General features: G+C 71.9%; 19 protein-coding genes. 17 read left to right on the forward strand and 2 right to left on the reverse strand.

Features of this window, described 5'->3' with window-relative positions; genetic code table 11:
- The first annotated feature begins 101 nt into the window (after positions 1-101).
- The 8 genes from ABD250_RS11680 (at position 102) to ABD250_RS11715 (ending at position 8819) form a co-directional block, all read left to right on the forward strand.
- On the forward strand, positions 102-881 hold the full coding sequence (locus ABD250_RS11680; protein ID WP_179523812.1) for a DeoR family transcriptional regulator: 780 nt from the start codon (positions 102-104) through the stop codon (positions 879-881).
- Positions 878-1849, forward strand: a complete 972-nt coding sequence (locus ABD250_RS11685; protein WP_344392403.1) for a 1-phosphofructokinase family hexose kinase — start codon at positions 878-880, stop codon at positions 1847-1849. Before ABD250_RS11680 ends, ABD250_RS11685 begins: the two co-directional genes overlap by 4 nt.
- Before the next feature lie 62 nt (positions 1850-1911).
- Positions 1912-4062, forward strand: a complete 2151-nt coding sequence (locus ABD250_RS11690; RefSeq protein WP_344392405.1) for a PTS fructose transporter subunit IIABC — start codon at positions 1912-1914, stop codon at positions 4060-4062.
- Positions 4063-4162: 100 nt separating this feature from the next.
- Positions 4163-4420 carry an HPr family phosphocarrier protein gene (locus ABD250_RS11695; RefSeq protein WP_344392407.1) on the forward strand — a complete coding sequence of 86 codons (258 nt, stop codon included), beginning with the start codon at positions 4163-4165 and terminating at the stop codon, positions 4418-4420.
- Positions 4417-5319 carry an NAD(P)H-binding protein gene (locus ABD250_RS11700; RefSeq protein WP_344392409.1) on the forward strand — a complete coding sequence of 301 codons (903 nt, stop codon included), beginning with the start codon at positions 4417-4419 and terminating at the stop codon, positions 5317-5319. The genes ABD250_RS11695 and ABD250_RS11700 overlap by 4 nt, the downstream gene beginning before the upstream one ends.
- Before the next feature lie 91 nt (positions 5320-5410).
- Entirely contained in the window at positions 5411-6076 is a 666-nt protein-coding gene (locus ABD250_RS11705) for a TetR/AcrR family transcriptional regulator (protein WP_241730559.1), read from the forward strand.
- A gap of 128 nt (positions 6077-6204) precedes the next feature.
- Positions 6205-7239 (forward strand): AurF N-oxygenase family protein, encoded by a 1035-nt coding sequence (locus ABD250_RS11710; RefSeq protein WP_182658256.1) that lies wholly within the window; start codon positions 6205-6207, stop codon positions 7237-7239.
- Complete coding sequence (locus ABD250_RS11715) at positions 7239-8819, forward strand: FAD-dependent oxidoreductase (protein ID WP_241730558.1); 1581 nt, start codon at positions 7239-7241, stop codon at positions 8817-8819. The genes ABD250_RS11710 and ABD250_RS11715 overlap by 1 nt, the downstream gene beginning before the upstream one ends.
- 49 nt (positions 8820-8868) lie before the next feature.
- Here ABD250_RS11715 and ABD250_RS11720 read toward each other — a convergent pair whose 3' ends face one another.
- Complete coding sequence (locus ABD250_RS11720) at positions 8869-9705, reverse strand: SDR family NAD(P)-dependent oxidoreductase (protein WP_182658255.1); 837 nt, start codon at positions 9703-9705, stop codon at positions 8869-8871.
- A 309-nt stretch (positions 9706-10014) separates the two neighbouring features.
- Here ABD250_RS11720 and ABD250_RS11725 point away from each other — a divergent pair, with 309 nt between their 5' ends.
- The gene (locus ABD250_RS11725; protein ID WP_182658254.1) at positions 10015-11217 is read left to right on the forward strand and encodes an oxidoreductase; all 1203 of its coding nucleotides are present in this window, start codon (positions 10015-10017) and stop codon (positions 11215-11217) included.
- Between the two features lie 23 nt (positions 11218-11240).
- Here the strand turns inward: ABD250_RS11725 and ABD250_RS11730 are convergent, their stop codons facing one another.
- Positions 11241-11915, reverse strand: coding sequence for a TetR/AcrR family transcriptional regulator (locus ABD250_RS11730; protein WP_179523822.1), 675 nt, complete (start codon positions 11913-11915; stop codon positions 11241-11243).
- A gap of 80 nt (positions 11916-11995) precedes the next feature.
- Here ABD250_RS11730 and ABD250_RS11735 point away from each other — a divergent pair, with 80 nt between their 5' ends.
- From ABD250_RS11735 to ABD250_RS11770, 8 genes are all read left to right on the forward strand, one after another.
- Positions 11996-12601 (forward strand): GNAT family N-acetyltransferase, encoded by a 606-nt coding sequence (locus ABD250_RS11735; RefSeq protein ID WP_179523823.1) that lies wholly within the window; start codon positions 11996-11998, stop codon positions 12599-12601.
- The gene (locus ABD250_RS11740; RefSeq protein ID WP_179523824.1) at positions 12598-13188 is read left to right on the forward strand and encodes a GNAT family N-acetyltransferase; all 591 of its coding nucleotides are present in this window, start codon (positions 12598-12600) and stop codon (positions 13186-13188) included. Before ABD250_RS11735 ends, ABD250_RS11740 begins: the two co-directional genes overlap by 4 nt.
- A 63-nt stretch (positions 13189-13251) precedes the next feature.
- Positions 13252-13944 carry a hypothetical protein gene (locus ABD250_RS11745; protein ID WP_179523825.1) on the forward strand — a complete coding sequence of 231 codons (693 nt, stop codon included), beginning with the start codon at positions 13252-13254 and terminating at the stop codon, positions 13942-13944.
- A gap of 140 nt (positions 13945-14084) precedes the next feature.
- Complete coding sequence (locus ABD250_RS11750; protein ID WP_179523826.1) at positions 14085-15575, forward strand: PepSY domain-containing protein; 1491 nt, start codon at positions 14085-14087, stop codon at positions 15573-15575.
- 57 nt (positions 15576-15632) lie between these two features.
- Positions 15633-15773: a hypothetical protein gene (locus ABD250_RS11755; protein WP_206682149.1), complete on the forward strand. Its 141-nt coding sequence runs from the start codon at positions 15633-15635 to the stop codon at positions 15771-15773.
- Positions 15774-16107: 334 nt separating this feature from the next.
- Positions 16108-16917, forward strand: a complete 810-nt coding sequence (locus ABD250_RS11760) for a potassium transporter TrkG (protein WP_344392486.1) — start codon at positions 16108-16110, stop codon at positions 16915-16917.
- The gene (locus tag ABD250_RS11765; protein WP_187702129.1) at positions 16910-17590 is read left to right on the forward strand and encodes a potassium channel family protein; all 681 of its coding nucleotides are present in this window, start codon (positions 16910-16912) and stop codon (positions 17588-17590) included. The genes ABD250_RS11760 and ABD250_RS11765 overlap by 8 nt, the downstream gene beginning before the upstream one ends.
- A gap of 68 nt (positions 17591-17658) precedes the next feature.
- On the forward strand, positions 17659-18156 hold the full coding sequence (locus tag ABD250_RS11770) for a beta-class carbonic anhydrase (protein ID WP_179523827.1): 498 nt from the start codon (positions 17659-17661) through the stop codon (positions 18154-18156).
- The last annotated feature ends 45 nt before the right edge of the window (positions 18157-18201 follow it).

Raw genomic sequence — 18201 nt, forward strand, 5'->3', positions numbered from 1 at the left:
CAGTGTGAATTGTGACGAGAATAACTAATTTCGCTTGACTTTCCAACCGTATCGGGCAGAATCCAACATATTCGGTCACTTGGAGAAAGGTCGGGCCCCCGATGTACGGCAGCGAACGGCGACGACACATCACGGAGGTGCTGGCCGCATCCGGACGCGTCACCGTGGCCGATCTCGCCTCCGGACTGGACGTCAGCGCGGAGACCATCCGCCGGGACCTGTCGCTGCTCGAGACCGAGGGGGTCCTCGAGCGCACGCACGGTGGGGCCGTCCCCGCCGTGCCGGGCGGGCGGGTCGAGCGGACCCTGGCCGCCCGCCGCGCCGAGAACGTGACCGCCAAGTCCGCGATCGCCCGCGCCGCGCTCGCGCTGCTCCCGGCCCCGGGCGGCAGCGTGCTGCTCGACGCGGGGTCCACGACCGCCTGCCTGGCCGAGGCGCTGGCGGAGCCGCTCGGAGAGGGGCACGGCCTGTCGCTCATCACCAACTCGGTCCCCGTCGCGGACGCCCTCCACCGCGCCGGGGCCACCCGGCTGCACCTCCTCGGCGGCGCCGTCCGCGGCCTGACCGGGGCCTGCGTGGGCGCCCCGGTGCTGCGGGCACTGGACACCATCCGCGTGGACGTCGCCTTCCTCGGCACCAACGGCCTGAACGTCGACCGGGGCCTGACCACCCAGGATCCCGACGAGGCCGCCGTCAAGACGGCCATGTGCGGCGCGGCGCGGCGGGTGGTGGTGCTCGCGGACTCCAGCAAGTTCGGCCACGAGTTCCTGGTCTCCTTCGCGGACCTGGACCGGGTCGACGTCCTGGTCACCGACCACCCGCCCACCGGCGCCCTCGCCGCCGCCCTCGGCGACCGTGGAATCGAGGTCGTGCTGCCATGATCGTCACCCTCACCATGAACCCGTCGGTGGACCGCTCGGCCTCGCTGGCCGCCCCGCTGACGCTCGGCGGGGTCAACCGCATCGCCGAGTCCCACGACTCCCCCGGCGGCAAGGGCGTCAACGTGGCCCGGGTCCTGGCCGCGGGCGGGATCGAGGCCACGGCGGTGTTCCCCGCCCCGCGCCACGACCCGTTCGTCACCATGTGCGCCGAGTCGGGGGTGCCCGCCACCGTGGTCCCCGCCGAGGGCCCGGTCCGGGTGAACCTCACCCTCGCCGACCCCGACGGCACCACCACCAAGATCAACGCCCCGGGGCCCGTCGCCACCGCCGAGATGCTCGACCGGGTCCGCGCGGACGTGGCCGGGCTCGCGGGTCGGGCCACCTGGGTGGTCCTGAGCGGCTCGCTGCCGCGGGGCGTACCCGCCGGGTTCTACGCGGACCTCGTCACCGAACTGCGCGGAGCGGGGGCCCGCCTCGCCGTCGACACCTCCGACGCGCCGCTGGCCGCACTCGCCGCGCGGTTCCCCTCCGCCGCTCCCGACCTGGTCAAACCCAACGGCGAGGAGCTGGGCCAGCTGGCCGGGGTCGACGGCGTGGAGTTGGAGCGCCGCGCCGCGGACGGGGACCTGGCACCGGTCGTGGAGACCGCCCGGACGTTGCGCGCCACGGGAGTGGGGGCCGTCCTGGTCACCCTGGGTGGCGCCGGAGCGGTCCTGGTCGGCGGCGGTGATGACGACGACGAGGCATGGTTCGCGACCACCCCGCCCGTCCGCGTGCGATCCACGGTCGGGGCCGGCGACTCCGCGCTCGCCGGATACCTCCTCGCCGACGCCCGGGGAGCCCCTCCCGAGGAGCGGCTCGCGTGGGCCGTCTGCCACGGCAGCGTGGCCGCCTCCCTCGCCGGCACCGGACTACCACTCGGACTCGACCCGGACTCGATTCGGGCCACCGTCCGCCGACTCGACTGATCCCGACCACACCACCGACGACCCCCGATCCAGAGACCCTTGAGAAAACACGGAGGAAGGCCATGAGCCAACCGATCATCGAGACCGCCACCGTGCGGCTCGACGCCGATCTCGGCAGCACCAAGGACGAGGTGATCCGGTCCCTGGCCGGGGCGCTCGTCGACGCGGGCCGCGCCGACGACCTCGACGCGCTGGTGTCCGACCTGATGGCCCGCGAGGGCAAGGCGGCCACCGGGATGAAGGGCGGGATCGCGATCCCGCACTGCAAGTCCGAGGCCGTGGCCGAGCCCAGCCTTGGCTTCGCCCGCCTCGACCCGCCGGTGGACTTCGGAGCCAAGGACGGCCCGGCCGACCTGGTGCTCATGATCGGGGCCCCGGCCGGCGGCGGCAAGGAGCACCTCAAGATCCTGGCCACCCTCGCCCGCAACCTGGTGCGCTCGGAGTTCGTGGACGCGCTCCGCGCGGCCGCGACCCCCGAGGACGCCGTCGCGGTGATCCAGGGGGTGCTCACCCCGGCGCCTGACGCCTCGTCGTCGTCGACCACGGGCTCCGCGTCCGCCGCGACCACCGCGACGACCTCCGCGGCCACGTCCACCACCGCCACGTCCACCACCGCCGCGACCACCACCACGGCGGGCGGCACGGGCGGCGGACAACCCCTCCGCCTGGTCGCGGTGACCGCGTGCCCGACCGGCATCGCCCACACCTACATGGCCGCCGACTCCCTGGACCAGGAGGCCGCCAGGCGGGGAGTCGAGCTGCAGGTGGAGACGCAGGGCTCGGCCGGGGCCACCCCGTTGGACCCCGCCGTGATCGAGGCCGCCGACGCGGTCATCTTCGCCACCGATGTCGGCGTGCGCGACCGCGGCCGGTTCGCGGGCAAGCCCGTCGTGGAGTACGGCGTCAAGAAGGCGATCGACTCCCCCGCGCGGGTCATGGACGAGGCGCTGGCCGCCGCGGGCGACCCCGACGCAAAGCGCGTCCCGGCGGCGTCCGGCTCGGGCGGCGACTCCTCCAGCGGCGGGTCCGGCTCGGACGAGCACTGGGCCCGCGGGCTGCAGCGCGCGGTGATGACCGGCGTGTCCTACATGATCCCGTTCGTCGCCGCCGGCGGCCTGTTGCTGGCGCTGGGGTTCCTGTTCGCCGGGTACGACGTGGCGTTTGTCTGGCAGGAGGTGGCCACCGGGTTCACGTTGACCGACCTGCCCGGCCAGGTCTGGTACCTCGACGGCGAGATCGTCTCCGCCGGGACCGCCGGAGCCGAGATGCTCACCCACGTGGGCCTGCGGTTGTACATCGGCGCCGTGTTGTTCGCGATCGGCCAGGCCGCGATGGGATTCATGATCGCGGTCCTGTCCGGGTACATCGCCTACGGCCTCGCCGACCGCCCGGGCATCGCGCCGGGCTTCGTGGGCGGCGCCCTCTCGGCCACCCTCGGCGCCGGGTTCATCGGCGCGCTCGTCACCGGCATCCTCGCCGGCTACCTGGTGCGGTGGATGACCACCTGGAAGACCCCGCGCTGGCTGTCCGGCCTCATGCCGGTGGTGCTGATCCCGCTGCTCGGATCGCTCGCGATCGGCCTGCTGATGTTCCTGCTGCTCGGCCGCCCGCTGGCCTCGCTGACCTCCGCCATGGAGTCGTGGCTGGGCGGGATGAGCGGGTCCTCGGTGATCCTGCTGGGCATCATCCTGGGGCTCATGATGTGCTTCGACCTCGGCGGACCGGTCAACAAGGCCGCGTACACCTTCGCCACCGCCGGCCTGGTCGCCGACAACCCGGCCTCACTCCGCATCATGGCGGCCGTGATGGCCGCCGGTATGGTGCCGCCGCTGGCCATGGGATTGGCGACGGTCGTCCGCAAGCGCCTGTTCACCGAGGTCGAGCAGGAGAACGGCCGGGCCGCGTTCCTGTTGGGTGCCAGCTTCATCACCGAGGGCGCGATCCCGTTCGCCGCGGCCGACCCCGTCCGCGTGATCCCGTCCATGATGGCCGGTGGCGCGGTCACCGGAGCGCTCATCATGGCATTCTCGGTGGAGTCCTACGCCCCGCACGGCGGCCTGTTCGTGGTGTTCGCCATCAACCCGGTGTGGGGCTACCTGGTCGCCATCCTCGCGGGGATGCTGGTCTCGACCACCGCCGTGGTCCTGGCCAAGAGCGCCCGCCGCGATCCCGCCCCCGTCACGGCCCCGGCGCCCGCCACCGTGGCCGCCTGAGCCAGTGGCCGCCTGACCCGGTGGCCGCCTGACCCCACCCGACCGGCTCGCCGGTTGATCAGCCCCCAGTTCCGCAGTTCACCAGTCACGAGGAGAGACCATGCCCAACACGACCGTCATCGTGGGATCCGCCGAGGGCCTGCACGCCCGCCCGGCGGGGATCATCGCCGAGGCCGCCGAGAAGTACGACACGGACATCGAGATCACGTACGACGGCGAGGAGGCCGACGCCGCCTCGGCCATGCTCATCATGGCGCTCGGAGCCGAGAAGGGGGCCGAGGTCACGGTGAGCGGGGACGACGCCACCGCGGTGGCCGAGATCGCCGCCCTCATCGAACAGGACCTCGACGAGGGATGACCGTCCTCGTCGTGGGATCGGGCGGGTACCTGGGATCGCGTCTCGTCCCCGCGCTGCTGGCCCGGGGGCACCGCGTCCGGGCCGGCGCCACCGATCCCCGGCGGGCCCGGACCCACGGGTGGGGCGACCGCGTGGAGACCGTCCGCTGCGACGTCCTCGATCCCGGGTGCCTCCCGGACGCCCTGAACGGAGTGGACTCGGTCGTCTACCTGGTCCACCGGATGGGGTCCGGGCCCGGCTTCCGGGCCGAGGACGCGGCGGGCGCGTCCGCGATGCGCGACGCGATGGCCGCGGCCGGCGTCCAGCGGTGCGTGTACGTCTCCGGGCTCGCCCCGTCCGGAGGCCCCGGGGAGCCTCTCTCCCGGCACATGTCCTCCCGACTCGAGGTCCAACACCTGCTCTCGGACGGACCAACGCCGGTGTTCACCCTGCGGGCCGGCATCGTCCTGGGCTCCGGTTCGGTGGGCTTCGAGATGATGCGCACCCTGTGTGAGCGGTTGCCGGTCCAACCGGTCCCCCGCTGGATGCGCGGCGGCCGCGTCGAGCCGGTCGCCGAGCGTGACGTCGTCGAGGCCCTGTGTCACGCCCTCGAGGTGGCTCCCCGCACCGGGCACGGCGACCTCGGTTGCGGGGAGGCGCTGACCTACCCCGCGCTGCTGCGCAGGTTCTCCCGGGTCGCCGGGCTCCCGACACTCCGCGTCCCGGTCTTCGGGGTGCCGTGGGATCTGGTCGCGGCGGGATTGTCCCCGCTCATGGACGTGGACGCCGGGACCGTCGCCGGGCTGATCGAGAGTCTCCGCCACGAGATGGTGGCCGCCGGCCCGGCGACGGACCTGCTCCCCCCGGGGTGGGAGATGACCGGGATCGACGACGCCATCCGTCGCGCGCTCGGGGACTGACGGTGTGGTCCGGACGCGACGTCCCGGGTCCCGCCACACCGGGTCATTCCACACCCCGGCGCGAGCGCGCCCGGTGAGGGACAATCGACCGATGCCCGCGAATCTCCCGTTCACCGCCGCGACCTTCATCCGCGCCGCCCTGGACCGCCACGTGCCGAGCGGCACCACGGACGACATCGGGGAGAAGCTCCTCGACGCGGCGGTGCGGCAGTTCGAGCTCTTCGGCGTGACCCGGTCGACGATGGGGGACATCACGCAGCGGTCGGGCCTGTCCCGGATGACCCTCTACCGCCGGTTCGCCAACAAGCAGGAGCTCATCAACGCCGTCCTGCTCCGCGAGTCCGGACGCATCCTGGCCGGGCTGAAGCAGGAGATCGACCGGTACGACGACGTGGAGTCCAAGCTCACCGAGGGCTTCCTCTACACCGTCGAGACCCTGCGCGCCCACGGGCTGCTCAACCGGCTCCTCGAGAGTGAACCCGAGGTCGCCGTCCCGTATCTCACCGTCCGGGCCGAACCCCTGGTCAGTAGCAGTGCCGAGTTCCTCGCCTCGGAGATGGCCACCAGCCTCGACGACTCCCGGTCGCACGACGAACTGCTCGTGGCCGCCGAGGTGACCGTCCGTCTGGTGATCTCATTCGTCCTCACCCCCTCCACGACCATCGATCTGGACGACCCCGACGTGGCCCGGGAGTTCGCCAGGAGGCACCTGGGCCCACAACTCCGCGGTGGGCGGGGACATTCCGACGGTGCGTAGGCGGTAGGCGCCCGGGCGTTGACACGAGGGCCCGCGCTGCCTAGCCTCAGTTACAAAGAGACCTCAAATGTCACTCTGTACTCCGAGGCTCTCTCCGACCCACATCGTCGGAAACGAAAGGGATCGCCATGACCGCACCCACGCCCACCACCGCCCCCTCACCCTCGGCCCCGACTGCGGCCCCGACCCCGAGCAGCTCCCGCGAGGAGTATGACGCCGCCCTCCTCCGCCTGTCCGAGGCGTCGGTCCGACGCCACTTCGACGCGTTCGTCGACGTCCCCTGGGATCACCCCGACTTCCGTGTGGACCGCACCGACGAGCGCTGGGTCCTGCCCGCGGACGTGGATCCGCTGGGCGCCCACCCCTGGTACCAGGCGTTGCCCGTCGAGACCCAGATCGAGATCGGGCTGTGGCGCCAGGCCAACATCATGAAGGTCGGGCTGCAGTTCGAGAACATCCTGATCCGCGGGATCATGCAGTACATCGCGAACCTGGACAACGGGTCGGCCGAGTTCCGGTACCTCACCCACGAGGCGACCGAGGAGTGCCACCACACCCAGATGTTCCAGCAGGGCGTCAACATCATCGGTGCCGACGTACCCGGGTTGCCCCGCTGGATGCGCCGGGTCTCGCCGATCATCCCGTGGTTCGCCTCCCTCACCCCGGTGGGCTTCTTCATCGGCGTCCTCGCCGGCGAGGAGCCGATCGACCACACGCAGAAGCAAATCCTGCGCGGCGCGGACGAGCTCCCGCCCGTCTTGAGCCGCATCATGGAGATCCACGTGGCCGAGGAGGCGCGGCACATCTCCTTCGCGCACACCTACGTCGCCCGCCACGCGCCCCGGATGAGCCGCGGTCAGATCTTCGCGGTCTCCCTGGCGTTCCCCGTGATCATGCGGGTGCTGTGCGATGCCATCCTCAAGCCGACCAAGGAGTTCCGCGACGAGTTCGACGTTCCCCGCGAGGTCATCGACGAGCTGTACTGGGACAGCCCGCGCTCCCGCGAGTTCCTGTCCGACCTCTTCTCCGACGTGCGCATGCTCGCGGAGCAGTCCGGACTGATGAACCCCCTCGCACGGCGTGTCTGGCGGGCGCTGAAGATCGACGGCCGCGCCTCCCGCTACCGCAGCGAGCCGCCCGTCTCGTACGCCGCCGCCGTCTGATGCCCCACGTCGTCACGCAGGCCTGCTGCGCCGACGCGTCCTGCGTCCACGCGTGCCCGGTCAACTGCATCCACCCGACTCCGGACGAGCCGGACTTCGCCACCGCCGAGATGCTGTACATCGACCCGGACGTCTGCGTGGACTGTGGGGCGTGCGTGGGAGCGTGCCCGGTCGGGGCGATCGTCCCCGACGACCGCCTCGCCCCTGGCGAGCAGGTCTTCCTCGACCTCAACGCCGTGTTGAGCACGCCGTCTCGCCCGTACCCGCCCCAGGCGCCGGTCCCCCCGATCCGCCGTCTGGTGCGGGACCGCGGCCCCGCGGGGGAGCCACTGCGGGTGGCGATCGTCGGAGCCGGCCCCGCCGCTCTGTACACCGCCGACGAGCTGCTCAGGCAGCCGGGCGTCGAGGTGACCGTCTTCGATCGCCTGCCCGTCCCCCACGGCCTGGCCCGGCACGGCGTGGCCCCCGACCACCCGAGGACCCGGTCGGTCACCGACCTGTTCGCGCTCATCGAGGCCCAGGCCGGATTCACCTACCGGCTGGGGGTGGAGATCGGCCGGGATGTCACCGTGGACGAGCTCGCCGCCGCCCACGACGCCGTGGTCTACGCGACCGGGGCCAGCACCGACCGCCCCCTCGAGATCCCGGGCACCGGGCTCCCCGGGAGCATGTCCGCCACGGAGGTGGTGTCCTGGTACAACGGCCACCCCGACCACGTCGAGGCCCGGGTCCCGCTCGACCACGAGCGGGCCGTCATCGTGGGCAACGGCAACGTCGCCCTCGACGTCGCCCGGATCCTCGCCACCCCTGCGGAGTCCCTCGCCGCGACCGACATCTCCCCTGTCGCCCTGAAGGCCCTGCGGGACAGTCGCATCCGGGAGATCGTCGTGCTGGGTCGACGCGGGCCCGCCCAGGCCGCGTTCACCCTTCCCGAGCTGGTCGGACTGGCCTCGCGTGACGACATCGACCTGCGCGTCGACGCCCCGGACGGGATCGACCCGGGAGCGGAGTCCGATCCCCAGCGATCCCTCATGCTCGACTGCCTCGCGGAGGTGGCCGCCCGCGCGCCGCGGACCGGTAGCCCGCGGATCGTCCTGCGTTTCCAGACCGCACCCGTGGAGGTCGTCGGTACAGAGCGCGTCGAGGGACTGCGGATCGCGGGGACGGAGTTGACCAGCCTGGACGGCGACGTGCGCGCGATTCCCCGCCCGGGAACCGAGGAGGTCCTGTCCGCGGGGCTGGTCCTGCGTTCGGTCGGGTACCGCGGGGTGCCAGTGCCGGGCGTGCCGTTCGACCCCGTCACCGGGACGATCCCCCACCGCGACAGCCGCGTCCTCGACCACCCCGGCGGGTCCGAGGTCCCCGGCGCCTACGTGGTCGGGTGGATCAAGCGCGGTCCCCGGGGGTTCATCGGGTCCAACAAGACCTGCGCCCGCGAGACGGTCGACGCACTGCTCGCCGACGCCAACGCCGGGCTGCTCGGCCGCTCCGGGGTGCCCGAGGGCACGGGGCTGCCCGATCGCTCAGGACAACCCGATCGTGCGGGGAGCCGGTGGTCGCTCGTCCCTCAGCGTCGGTGACCGGGGCGCCGCACCCTGGGGGCAGGTCGGTGAGGCGCGCGGGCCCGGCTCAGTAGAGGTAGTCCTCGCCGCTCGCCCGGACCGTGATGTCGCTGATGCTGATGCCCCACGGCTGGTCGATCACGTGGACCACCGCGTCTGCCAGGTCGTCGGGCGTGATGAGCCAGTACTTGACCGAATCGGCGTCGGTCAAGTCCGCGGGCAGGTCGCCCGCGGCCAACGCCGCCAGGTTCGATCGGAACGTGTCCGCGCGCTGGCCGACCATTCCGGTGATCGCCTTGTCGTTGACGATCCAGCTCGCGAGGTTGGTGCCGGCGACCCCGGTCGGCTTGACCGTGGTGACCTTGATCCTGCCCTTGGTCTCCATCCGCAGGGAGTCCGAGAGGGTGGTGACGGCGGCCTTGGTCGCGCTGTAGACGCCGGAGCCGGCGATCCCGGCATTGCCGTAGATCGAGGAGATGTTGACGACCTGTCCGCGCCCCTGTTCGATCATCTGGTCGTAGACGGCGGAGATGCCGTTGACGACCCCCTTGATGTTGATGTCGATGGCCTTGAGCCACCTGGGCAGCGCCCGCTCGTGATCGGCGAAGTAGGCCAGCGGCATGACCCCCGCGTTGTTGACCAGGACGTCGATGGCGCCGAACGCCTCCACCGCGGCGGAGGCGGCCGCCCTGACCTGCTCGGTGTCGGTGACGTCGGCGACCCGGGCGAGCGCCGAACCACCGGCGGCCGTGATGCCGTCGACCACGCAGGCGAGTCCCTCGGCGTCGATATCGACGCCGACCACGTGCGCACCGCCCGCGGCGCATTTCTCCGCGATCAGCTTGCCGAACCCACCCCCGGCCCCGGTGATGATGACGACTTTGCCGCTGAGATGTCCGGACACAGATGACCTCCAGAGTGTGTTGCGGCGCGGAGGCGGCCGCATCGTCGCGAGCCTATCGGCCGGGCCTCCCGGCGGGTCCTCCTCCTTCCGACGACCGGGCGGCCGATCACGGGCTCTCCCGAGGCAGGATCGACGGATGTCGCGAGGCGCGGCCCCGTACCCGACCCCGTTGGTCCCGGCGGAGGCGATCGGGCGGATCGCTCTCCACACCGTGCCGGACTTCTCTATTATTGACAGTTGTCAAGTGATGGCGTCGCCGGGCCCGGGTCCGGCACCTCGCCCTCACCGGAGAAGAAGAGGTCCCACGAGATGACGTCATCGGTCGCCACCACGCGCGAGGCGCTGTTCCGCCCCCTGCAGGTCAGGTCCATGCAACTGGCCAACCGCCTGGTCATGTCGCCCATGACGCGGATGGGCTGCCCGGACGCCCTGCCCGACGAGGTGAACCGCGACTACTACGCCTCCCGCGCCGCCGGCGGGACCGCGCTGATCGTCACCGAGGGAATCGGTGTGGACCACCCGACCTCGGTGGACCACGCCTGGATCCCGCGCCTCGACTCACCCGCGTCCGTGGCCGCCTGGCGGCAGGTCACCGACGCGGTCCACTCGGCCGGGGGCCGCATCCTCGCGCAGCTGTGGCACGTCGGCCCGCTCTGGGGCGCCAACGCCCGTTTCGACCGGGCCAATCGGGACCGGCTCATGGAGATGCACCCGATGCGACCGTCCGGACGGTGGGGCACCCCGGGCGTCACCACCTATTCCGAGCGGAGCGTCGCCCGGTGGTCGCCGGAGGTCGCGCCCATGACCGAGGGCGACATCACCGCGGTGATCGACGCGTTCTCCCGTTCCGCCCGGCTGACGATGGAGGCCGGATTCGACGGCGTGACCCTCCACGGCGGTCACGGGTACCTCCTCGACTCGTTCGTCTGGGCCGACACCAACCGGCGGACCGACACCTGGGGCGGCGACCTGGCGTCGCGCAGCCGGTTCCCCGCCGCGGTGGTCGCCGGGGTGCGCGAGGCGATCGGTCCCGACGCCCCGCTGTTCTACCGCTTCTCCCAGCACACCCAGCAGGACTACACCGCCCGCAAGGCCACCACGCCCGAGGAGCTGGGCGTGTACCTGGGAGCCCTCGCCGACGCAGGGGTGGACCTGCTCGACGCCTCCACCAGGCGGTTCAACGACCCGGCATTCCCGGACCTGGAGGGCGACGACGGCGAGGTGTCCCTGGCCGGATGGGCCCGCCGTCTGACCGGGTTGCCGACGGGCGCGGTCGGAGGGGTGGGGATCGGGGCCTCTCTCCGCGAGCAGAAGTCCGGGGCGCCCGCCCACACCGCGGACAACATCGATGCCGTGGCGGGCTGCCTGGAGGCCGGCGAGTTCGACCTCATCTCGGTGGGCCGGCTCCACCTGGCGGATCCGGCGATCGCCACCGTCCTGCGCACCGGGGCCCCGTTGCCTGAGTTCGTCCGCGAGATCCACGAGATGCCGCTGCGCAGCCCCGAGGGCTGAGGCCCTCACGGACGCTGCGGCGCTCAGGACATCGGTGGACCGCCCGGTTCCGCGCCGCCGCCCAGCCGCTCGATCCCGTCGTGCATCAGCTCCACGGCGGTGCGGAAGACGACGCCGGGGTCGATCCCGCGATAGTCGTCCAGGAACGCCGTGGTGAGCGGATAGTCCGCGGCGGGCAGCCCCGCGATCTCCGCCGCGGTGGCCTCGTCCACGGGAGCGACCATCCCGAGGGCCTCCGCCGTGGCCAGTCCGAGGACGGTCGCGTACCAGCCCACCGTCACCGTCACCACCTGCGGACGCGGAACCCCGGCGCCCAGCATCGCCGCGTGGACCACCTCCGTCGTGGCGTAGTCGGCCGACCCGGTGTGGGTGAACTGCTGGAGCAGCGGGAACGTCCGGGGATAGGCCCCGGCCAGAGCGCGGTACTGCTCCGCCAGGTGGCGCAGTGTCGCCCGCCAGGGCGCCCCGGGCGGGGCGGGCCGCACCTGACCGTCGAGCCACGACGCCATGGCCCGGGTAAGTCCCTGCTTGGACCCGAAGTGATAGGCCACCGACATCGCGTCACACCCCGCCGCGCGAGCCACACCGCGCATGCTGAACGACTCCTGCCCGCCCTCCTCCAGCACGCCGACCGCCGCCTCGACTATCCGGGCGGGGGACAACCCCCTGGGCCCACGTCCGGCGTCGCGCTCGACCATCAGTCCCCCCACTTTCGGGCCGACGGGCCCGACACGATTTTTCTACATTGTAGAATAAGCAGAGATCGAGGGAGGAAGTCATGGTGGAAGTCAGACCGGCGGCGGCCTCCGATGCGCAGACCATCGGGGAGATGCTCGGGCAGGCGTTCGGCGCCGATCCGGCGTGGGCACAGTTCTTCCCCGACGAGGCCTCACGGCCAGCGCGCCTGACCGCGCACTACCGGCGCCAGGTGAGTCGACACCCGGACCGGGTCGACGTGGCCGTGGAGAACGGGCAGACGTTGGGGGCGTTGCTCTGGGAGCCTCCCCACCGCGAGGCGGGACGATGGTCGCGGTGGGGAAAGAGGGGCGCGGCGATTTTCCGGCTGCTGATCTCGCCCACCGCGCGCCGTGGAGCGGCCCACACCCGCGCTGTCGACGCACATCGGCCGTCGGAACCGCACTGGTACTTCCACGACATCGCCACCGGGCCCCGGGCCCGCGGGAAGGGGATCGGGTCGGCCCTCCTGCGCCACCGCCTGGACATCATCGACCAGGGTGGGCCGGAGCCGGTGTTCCTCGAGGCGACCACCCCGGGGAGCCGCCGGCTGTACGAACGCTTCGGCTTCCTCCCCGTGGGCACGGTGCCCACGGGGTCCGGCCAGGAATCCACCGCGATGATCCGACCCGCAGGAGCCCAAAAATGAGTGACCCCCGCCTCGCCTCACCGGACGATCTCGCCCCCGCAGCCGAGACCCTGGCCCAGGCGTTCGCCGACTACCCCTGGACCCGACACGTCATCCCGGAGGAGGGATACGCCGAGCGCCTGCTCACACTGCAGCAGCTCTATCTCGAGCACGCCCACCGGCACGGGATCGTCGCGGTCACCGAGGACCGGTATGGCGTGATCGCGCTCCTGCCCCCGGACGCGCCGGACCCCGACGACGCGGCCGTCGATCAGATCGTGGCCCTGCACGGTGATCGCATCGGGAGGCTGGGCGACGGATCGCCGCCGCACGACGGGTGGAGCCTGGAGACCGTCGGCGTACGCCCCGCCGCGCAGGACAGACGGCTCGGTAGCGCCCTGATCGTCTTCGCGCTCGCCGAGGCGGCACGTCGAGGCGCCCGTGCCGTACGGCTGGAGACCTCGGACGAGCGGAACGTGCGGCTGTACGAACGGCACGGGTTCCACGTGACCGGACGCCGCGACCACCCGGACGGGCCACCCGTCTGGGACATGGAGGTCGACGACATGAAGGTCGACGACATGGACGCCCACACCCGCACCACCTGACCGCTCGCCACGGCGGCCGGGGAGGTCGGCGGGGTGAGGGAGCGGTGACGTAGGTTCTACGTCGTGAACGGCTACTGCGACCCGATGGCGCAGTGGCGCGCGGTGGCGGTGGTGCTCGCGTCCGTGCTCACCGCCACGGTCGCGCACACGGCCGCCGGGGGCTCGGCGCCCGGCCCGGGCGGATGGGCCGTCGTGTTCCTGTGCCTGCTCCCGGTCGCCGCGCTCGCCCGCGGCCGGGCCGGTCGGGGGGCGCCGGGACTGGCGGTGGCGGGGCTCCTGGGTCAGGCGGTCGGTCACGTCGCCCTCTCGGTCGCCACGCTCGCCCCCACCGCCGGGCACCCCGGACTCTCCGGCCACCCCTCGCCCGCCGCCGGGCTCCCCTCTGCCGCCGCCGGACACCCCTCTGCCGCCGCCGGGCTGGGCCACGGGCACGGTCTCGGCCATGTCCACGGTGCCCTCCCCCTGCCCCCCGGCACCGGCTGGGGCCTCACCACCCAGGCACTGGCCCACACTGCGCACCTCGACCCGTCGATGCTGGTCGCCCACCTCGTCGGGGCCGTACTGACCGCGGTGCTGGTGACCGCAGCCGCCGAGGGGTTGCGCAAGGTCGCCGCGCGACTGGTCCTACTGGTCCGCGCTCTCCTCGCTCCCAGTACCCCGTTCCCGGGCACCCCGGCGGCCGCCCGCGACAGCGCCCCGGTCCCGGTGCTGCTGTTGACCGCGCGGACGCTACGCGGACCCCCACTTCCCGCCTGATCCACCACACCTCCTCCCCTCGTGCCTTCGCCCGGGGCCGGGTGGTGTGCGAGTCCTTCTCTCATCTCGAACGGCCCCCGACGGTCGCGCACGCACGCGCACCGGCGGCACCCGGGCCGTGGATCAGGAGTGCCCTCCCCATGACCACCACGACCGACCATTCCCGCGCAGGCCACCTCCGCCGAGGCGACACCCGTCCCCCGGGCGTCGGCGGCCCCGTGCGTCAACTCGCTCTCCGCCTGCACTTCTACGTCGGCATGCTCATCGGCCCGTTCCTGCTCATCGCCGCGGTGTCGGGCTTCTTCTACGCGCTGGCACCGACGATCGAGCGGGTGGTCTACGCCGACCAGTTGACCGCCGCCTCGCCGGCGCAGACCGTCCCGCTGGCGCAGCAGATCACCACCGCCCGCACCGCGCACCCCGAGCTCCCGGTGTCGAGGATCGTGCCCGGGAACGACGGCTCCACGACCCGGGTGCTGTTCTCGGACGGGTCACTGCCGTCGGACTCACACTCCCGAGTGGTCTTCGTGGACCCCTCCGACGGTGTGATCCGCGGCGACACCGTCCAGTACGGCTCCGGGCAGGCGCTGCCCCTGCGCACCTGGCTGTCCGGGGTGCACCGCAGTCTGCACCTCGGCGAGGCGGGCCGCCTGTACTCCGAGCTCGCCGCCAGCTGGCTCGCCCCTCTCGCGCTGGCCGGGCTGTACCTGTGGTGGGGCCGCACCCGCCGCGCCGGCGCCTCGGCGCCGAAGTCGACGTCATTGCGGTCGACATCGCTGCGGTCGACGTTGCTGCGGTCGGCGCCCGGGCTCACGGGCCGGGCGCGCCGACGCTCCAGCCACGCCGTCCTGGGGACCTGGGCGCTGGTGGGCATGCTGGTCCTGTCGGCGACCGGACTGACCTGGTCGGCTCATGCCGGACAACGTGTCGCCGACCTCCGTGGGGCCATGGGATGGACCACGCCGACTCTGTCCGCCCAGTCCCCCGAGAACTCCCCGAGCGGGTCCTCCGACCAGGCCGCGGGGGGCCACGACGGTCACGGTTCCCACAACGGTGCACTCGGGACCGCCGCCGCCTGGACCCCCGACGACGCCGGGGTCGCCCTGACCGGCGCACGCACGGCGGGACTGACGGAGCCGGTCCAGCTCATTCCGCCCACCGGTGACGGCGACCTCTGGCGGGTGCAGGAAGTCCGGCGCTCCTGGACCCCCGGCCCCGACGCGGTCAGCGTCGACGCCGCGACCGGCGGGGTGGTCCAGACCCTCCCGTTCTCCGACCACCCTCTCGCCGCCAGACTGACCGACTGGGGGATCCGCCTCCATATGGGGTTCCTGTTCGGGCTGGCCAATCAGCTCCTGCTTGCCGCGGTGGCGGCGGCCCTCGTCGTCGTCATCGTGCGGGGATACGTCCTGTGGTGGACGCGGCGGCCGACCCGCACCGGCGGTCCGGCCCGGCCCCCCGTACGTGGTGCCCTGCTCGAACTGCTGCGCCGACGCCCGGCGGGAACCCTGGTCGGGGTAGCCGTCGTCGCGGCGATCGGGTGGGCCGTCCCCCTCCTGGGGATCTCGCTGGCGGCCTTCCTCGTCCTGGACGCGTTCCTCGGACTCGCGGCACGGCGCGCGCGCGGCTGACACACGACGCGCACGCGGCTGTCAGCGGGGCAGACCGCTGGGGTTACCCTCACTCCCATGGTGTCCAGGAGCGCGGGCGTCCTCTCCTCGGGCGCGCAGGCGATTCGCGCGTCCACCTACAGCTCCCCGGCCAGGTCCGCGCTCGCGGCGTTCGCCTCCGCCATCGCCCTGTTCACCGCACTGCTGATGATGCCGTAGGCCACGTCCTCGGGCAGCTCGCCGGAGCTGCACGACGCCGTCTTCACGGCCACGTCAGCGGTGTCGGTGACGGGTCTGACCACGGTCGACACGGCCGCCCACTGGTCCTCGGCGGGTCAGGTGGTCATCCTGACGGCGATCCAGCTGGGCGGCCTGGGCATCGTGACGATCTCGTCGATGCTGGCACTCTCGGTCACCCGGCAGTTCGGGGTCCGCACCCGCCTGCTGGCGCAGACCGGGACGTCGGCGGGCGGGCTGGGGGAGGTCGGGTCGGGGGGACGGGATCTGGCATGCCGTCTTCTACGCCGTCTCCGCGTTCAACAACGCCGGTTTCATCCTCCACCCCGACGGCCTGGCGGCGGTGGCCCACGACCCCGTGGTCTTCTGGGCACTGATCTGCGCCGTGTTCCTGGGCAGTCTGGGATTCCCCGTCCTGCTGGTCCTGTGGAAGCACCAGTGGCACCTCGGCAGGTGGAACCTCCACACCCGCCTGACCGTCGAGTTCAGCGTCCTGCTGATGCTCGTCGGGGCGCCGGGATTCGCGGCGCTGGAATGGAGCAACGTCGCGACCCTCGGTGGGGAGAGCGTCGCGGACAAGCTGCAGAACTCCCTGTTCGCCTCGGTGATGATGCGATCCGGGGGTTTCGCCGTGATCGAGCCGTCGGACACCAGGTCCTCGACCATGTTCATCACCGACGCGCTGATGTTCGTCGGCGGCGGTTCGGTGTCGACCGCCGGCGGGGTCAAGGTCACCACCCTCGCCGTCATCTTCCTCGCCTTCCTCGCCGAGGCCCGTGGGCAGGAGGACACCACCGCCCACGGCCGCGCGCTGCCCACGTCCTCGGTCCGGGTCGCCGTCTCCGTCGCCGGCATGGGACTGACGCTGGTGTCGGCCTCGGCCCTGACGCTGATGGTCCTCACCGGCGAGGACCTCGGACGCCCGCTCTTCGAGTCCATCTCCGCGTTCGCCACCTGCGGTTTGAGTTCCGGCCTGAGCGCGGAACTCGAGCCCGCGGGGGTGTACGTTCTGTCCGGGCTCATGTTCGCGGGGCGGGTCGGCATCATCACGTTCGCCACCGCGCTCACAATGCGAGCCCAGCGCACCAGATACCGCCTACCCACAGAGAGGCCGATCATTGGCTGACCGCAACCGTCGCCAGTCCCCGGTGCTCATCGTGGGCCTGGGCCGCTTCGGCGTCTCCCTGGCCACCCAGCTCGTCTCCCAGGGGCGCGAGGTGCTCGCGGTGGAACGGGATCACGGACTCGTGCAGAAGTACGCCGACTCCCTGACCCACGTCGTGGAGGCGGACGCCTCCGACATCGAGGCCCTCCAACAGCTCGGCGCGCAGGACTTCTCCACCGCCGTCGTGGGCGTGGGGACCTCCATCGAATCGTCCGTCCTGGTGGCCGTGAACCTCGTCGACCTGGGCGTGGAGCACGTGTGGGCCAAGGCGATCAACAAGGCGCACGGAAAGATCCTCACCCGGATCGGGTGTCACCACGTCGTGTTCCCCGAGCACGACGCAGGTGTCCGGGTGGCGCACCTGGTCGCCAACCAGATGATGAACTTCATCAAGTTCGACGACAACTTCGCGATCGCGCGCATGCTCCCCCCGAGAGACGTCGTCGGTCGCACCATCGACCAGTGCCGGCCCCGCAGCCGCCACAAGGTCAACATCGTGGGGATCAAGCCTCCCGGCCAGCCCTTCCACTACGCGGAGCCGGAGACCTCGATCGGTGCGGAGGACGTGATCATCGTCTCCGGCCACGTCCGGGACCTCGAGAGGTTCGCCGACCACTCCGACCGGAAGCGATAGCTCCGGCGGATTCCCTCGCGGCAAGAAGAATGCTGGTCTTGGTGCGACTCCGGGACTAGATTCCGGACATGACAGTCACCGACGAGCTGCTCGAGGCCGCCACGGCCTACCGATCCGACTTCGACAAGGGCGGCCTGCCCATGCCGCCCGGCCGCAAGATCGCCGTGGTGGCGTGCATGGACGCCCGCCTCAACCCGTACGGGCTACTGGGTCTGTCCGAGGGTGATGCGCACGTGATCCGCAACGCCGGAGGCGTGATCACCGACGACGTCCTGCGCTCCCTCACGATCAGCCAGCGCCTGTTGGGCACCGAGGAGATCGTGCTGATCCACCACACCGACTGCGGCATGCTCACGTTCCGGGACGACGACTTCAAGGACCAAATTCAGGCCGAGACGGGCCTGCGTCCACGGTGGGCCGCGGAGGCGTTTCCAGAGGTGGAGGCGGACGTCCGCCAATCGCTGGCGCGGGTCGAGGCGGACCCGTACCTCTTGTACGGCACCGCTGTTCGCGGATTCGTCTACGACGTGGAGACCGGGGACCTGAATGAGGTGGCCCGCGGATAGGTCCGCCACGCGATAGGGGTGTCCGGGCCCTGGTCGAGTTATGGA

The organism is Dietzia cercidiphylli (genome assembly GCF_039531545.1).
In the GTDB taxonomy this organism is placed as follows: Bacteria; Actinomycetota; Actinomycetes; order Mycobacteriales; family Mycobacteriaceae; genus Dietzia; species Dietzia natronolimnaea.

What these genes read in the sequence shown, in the direction of transcription:
- ABD250_RS11680 (WP_179523812.1), top strand. Translation starts at nt 102, where the DNA reads ATGTACGGCAGCGAACGGCGACGACACATCACGGAGGTGCTGGCCGCA.
- ABD250_RS11685 (WP_344392403.1), top strand. Translation starts at nt 878, where the DNA reads ATGATCGTCACCCTCACCATGAACCCGTCGGTGGACCGCTCGGCCTCG.
- ABD250_RS11690 (WP_344392405.1), top strand. Translation starts at nt 1,912, where the DNA reads ATGAGCCAACCGATCATCGAGACCGCCACCGTGCGGCTCGACGCCGAT.
- ABD250_RS11695 (WP_344392407.1), top strand. Translation starts at nt 4,163, where the DNA reads ATGCCCAACACGACCGTCATCGTGGGATCCGCCGAGGGCCTGCACGCC.
- ABD250_RS11700 (WP_344392409.1), top strand. Translation starts at nt 4,417, where the DNA reads ATGACCGTCCTCGTCGTGGGATCGGGCGGGTACCTGGGATCGCGTCTC.
- ABD250_RS11705 (WP_241730559.1), top strand. Translation starts at nt 5,411, where the DNA reads ATGCCCGCGAATCTCCCGTTCACCGCCGCGACCTTCATCCGCGCCGCC.
- ABD250_RS11710 (WP_182658256.1), top strand. Translation starts at nt 6,205, where the DNA reads ATGACCGCACCCACGCCCACCACCGCCCCCTCACCCTCGGCCCCGACT.
- ABD250_RS11715 (WP_241730558.1), top strand. Translation starts at nt 7,239, where the DNA reads ATGCCCCACGTCGTCACGCAGGCCTGCTGCGCCGACGCGTCCTGCGTC.
- ABD250_RS11725 (WP_182658254.1), top strand. Translation starts at nt 10,015, where the DNA reads ATGACGTCATCGGTCGCCACCACGCGCGAGGCGCTGTTCCGCCCCCTG.
- ABD250_RS11730 (WP_179523822.1), bottom strand. Translation starts at nt 11,915, where the DNA reads ATGGTCGAGCGCGACGCCGGACGTGGGCCCAGGGGGTTGTCCCCCGCC.
- ABD250_RS11735 (WP_179523823.1), top strand. Translation starts at nt 11,996, where the DNA reads ATGGTGGAAGTCAGACCGGCGGCGGCCTCCGATGCGCAGACCATCGGG.
- ABD250_RS11740 (WP_179523824.1), top strand. Translation starts at nt 12,598, where the DNA reads ATGAGTGACCCCCGCCTCGCCTCACCGGACGATCTCGCCCCCGCAGCC.
- ABD250_RS11750 (WP_179523826.1), top strand. Translation starts at nt 14,085, where the DNA reads ATGACCACCACGACCGACCATTCCCGCGCAGGCCACCTCCGCCGAGGC.
- ABD250_RS11755 (WP_206682149.1), top strand. Translation starts at nt 15,633, where the DNA reads ATGGTGTCCAGGAGCGCGGGCGTCCTCTCCTCGGGCGCGCAGGCGATT.
- ABD250_RS11770 (WP_179523827.1), top strand. Translation starts at nt 17,659, where the DNA reads ATGACAGTCACCGACGAGCTGCTCGAGGCCGCCACGGCCTACCGATCC.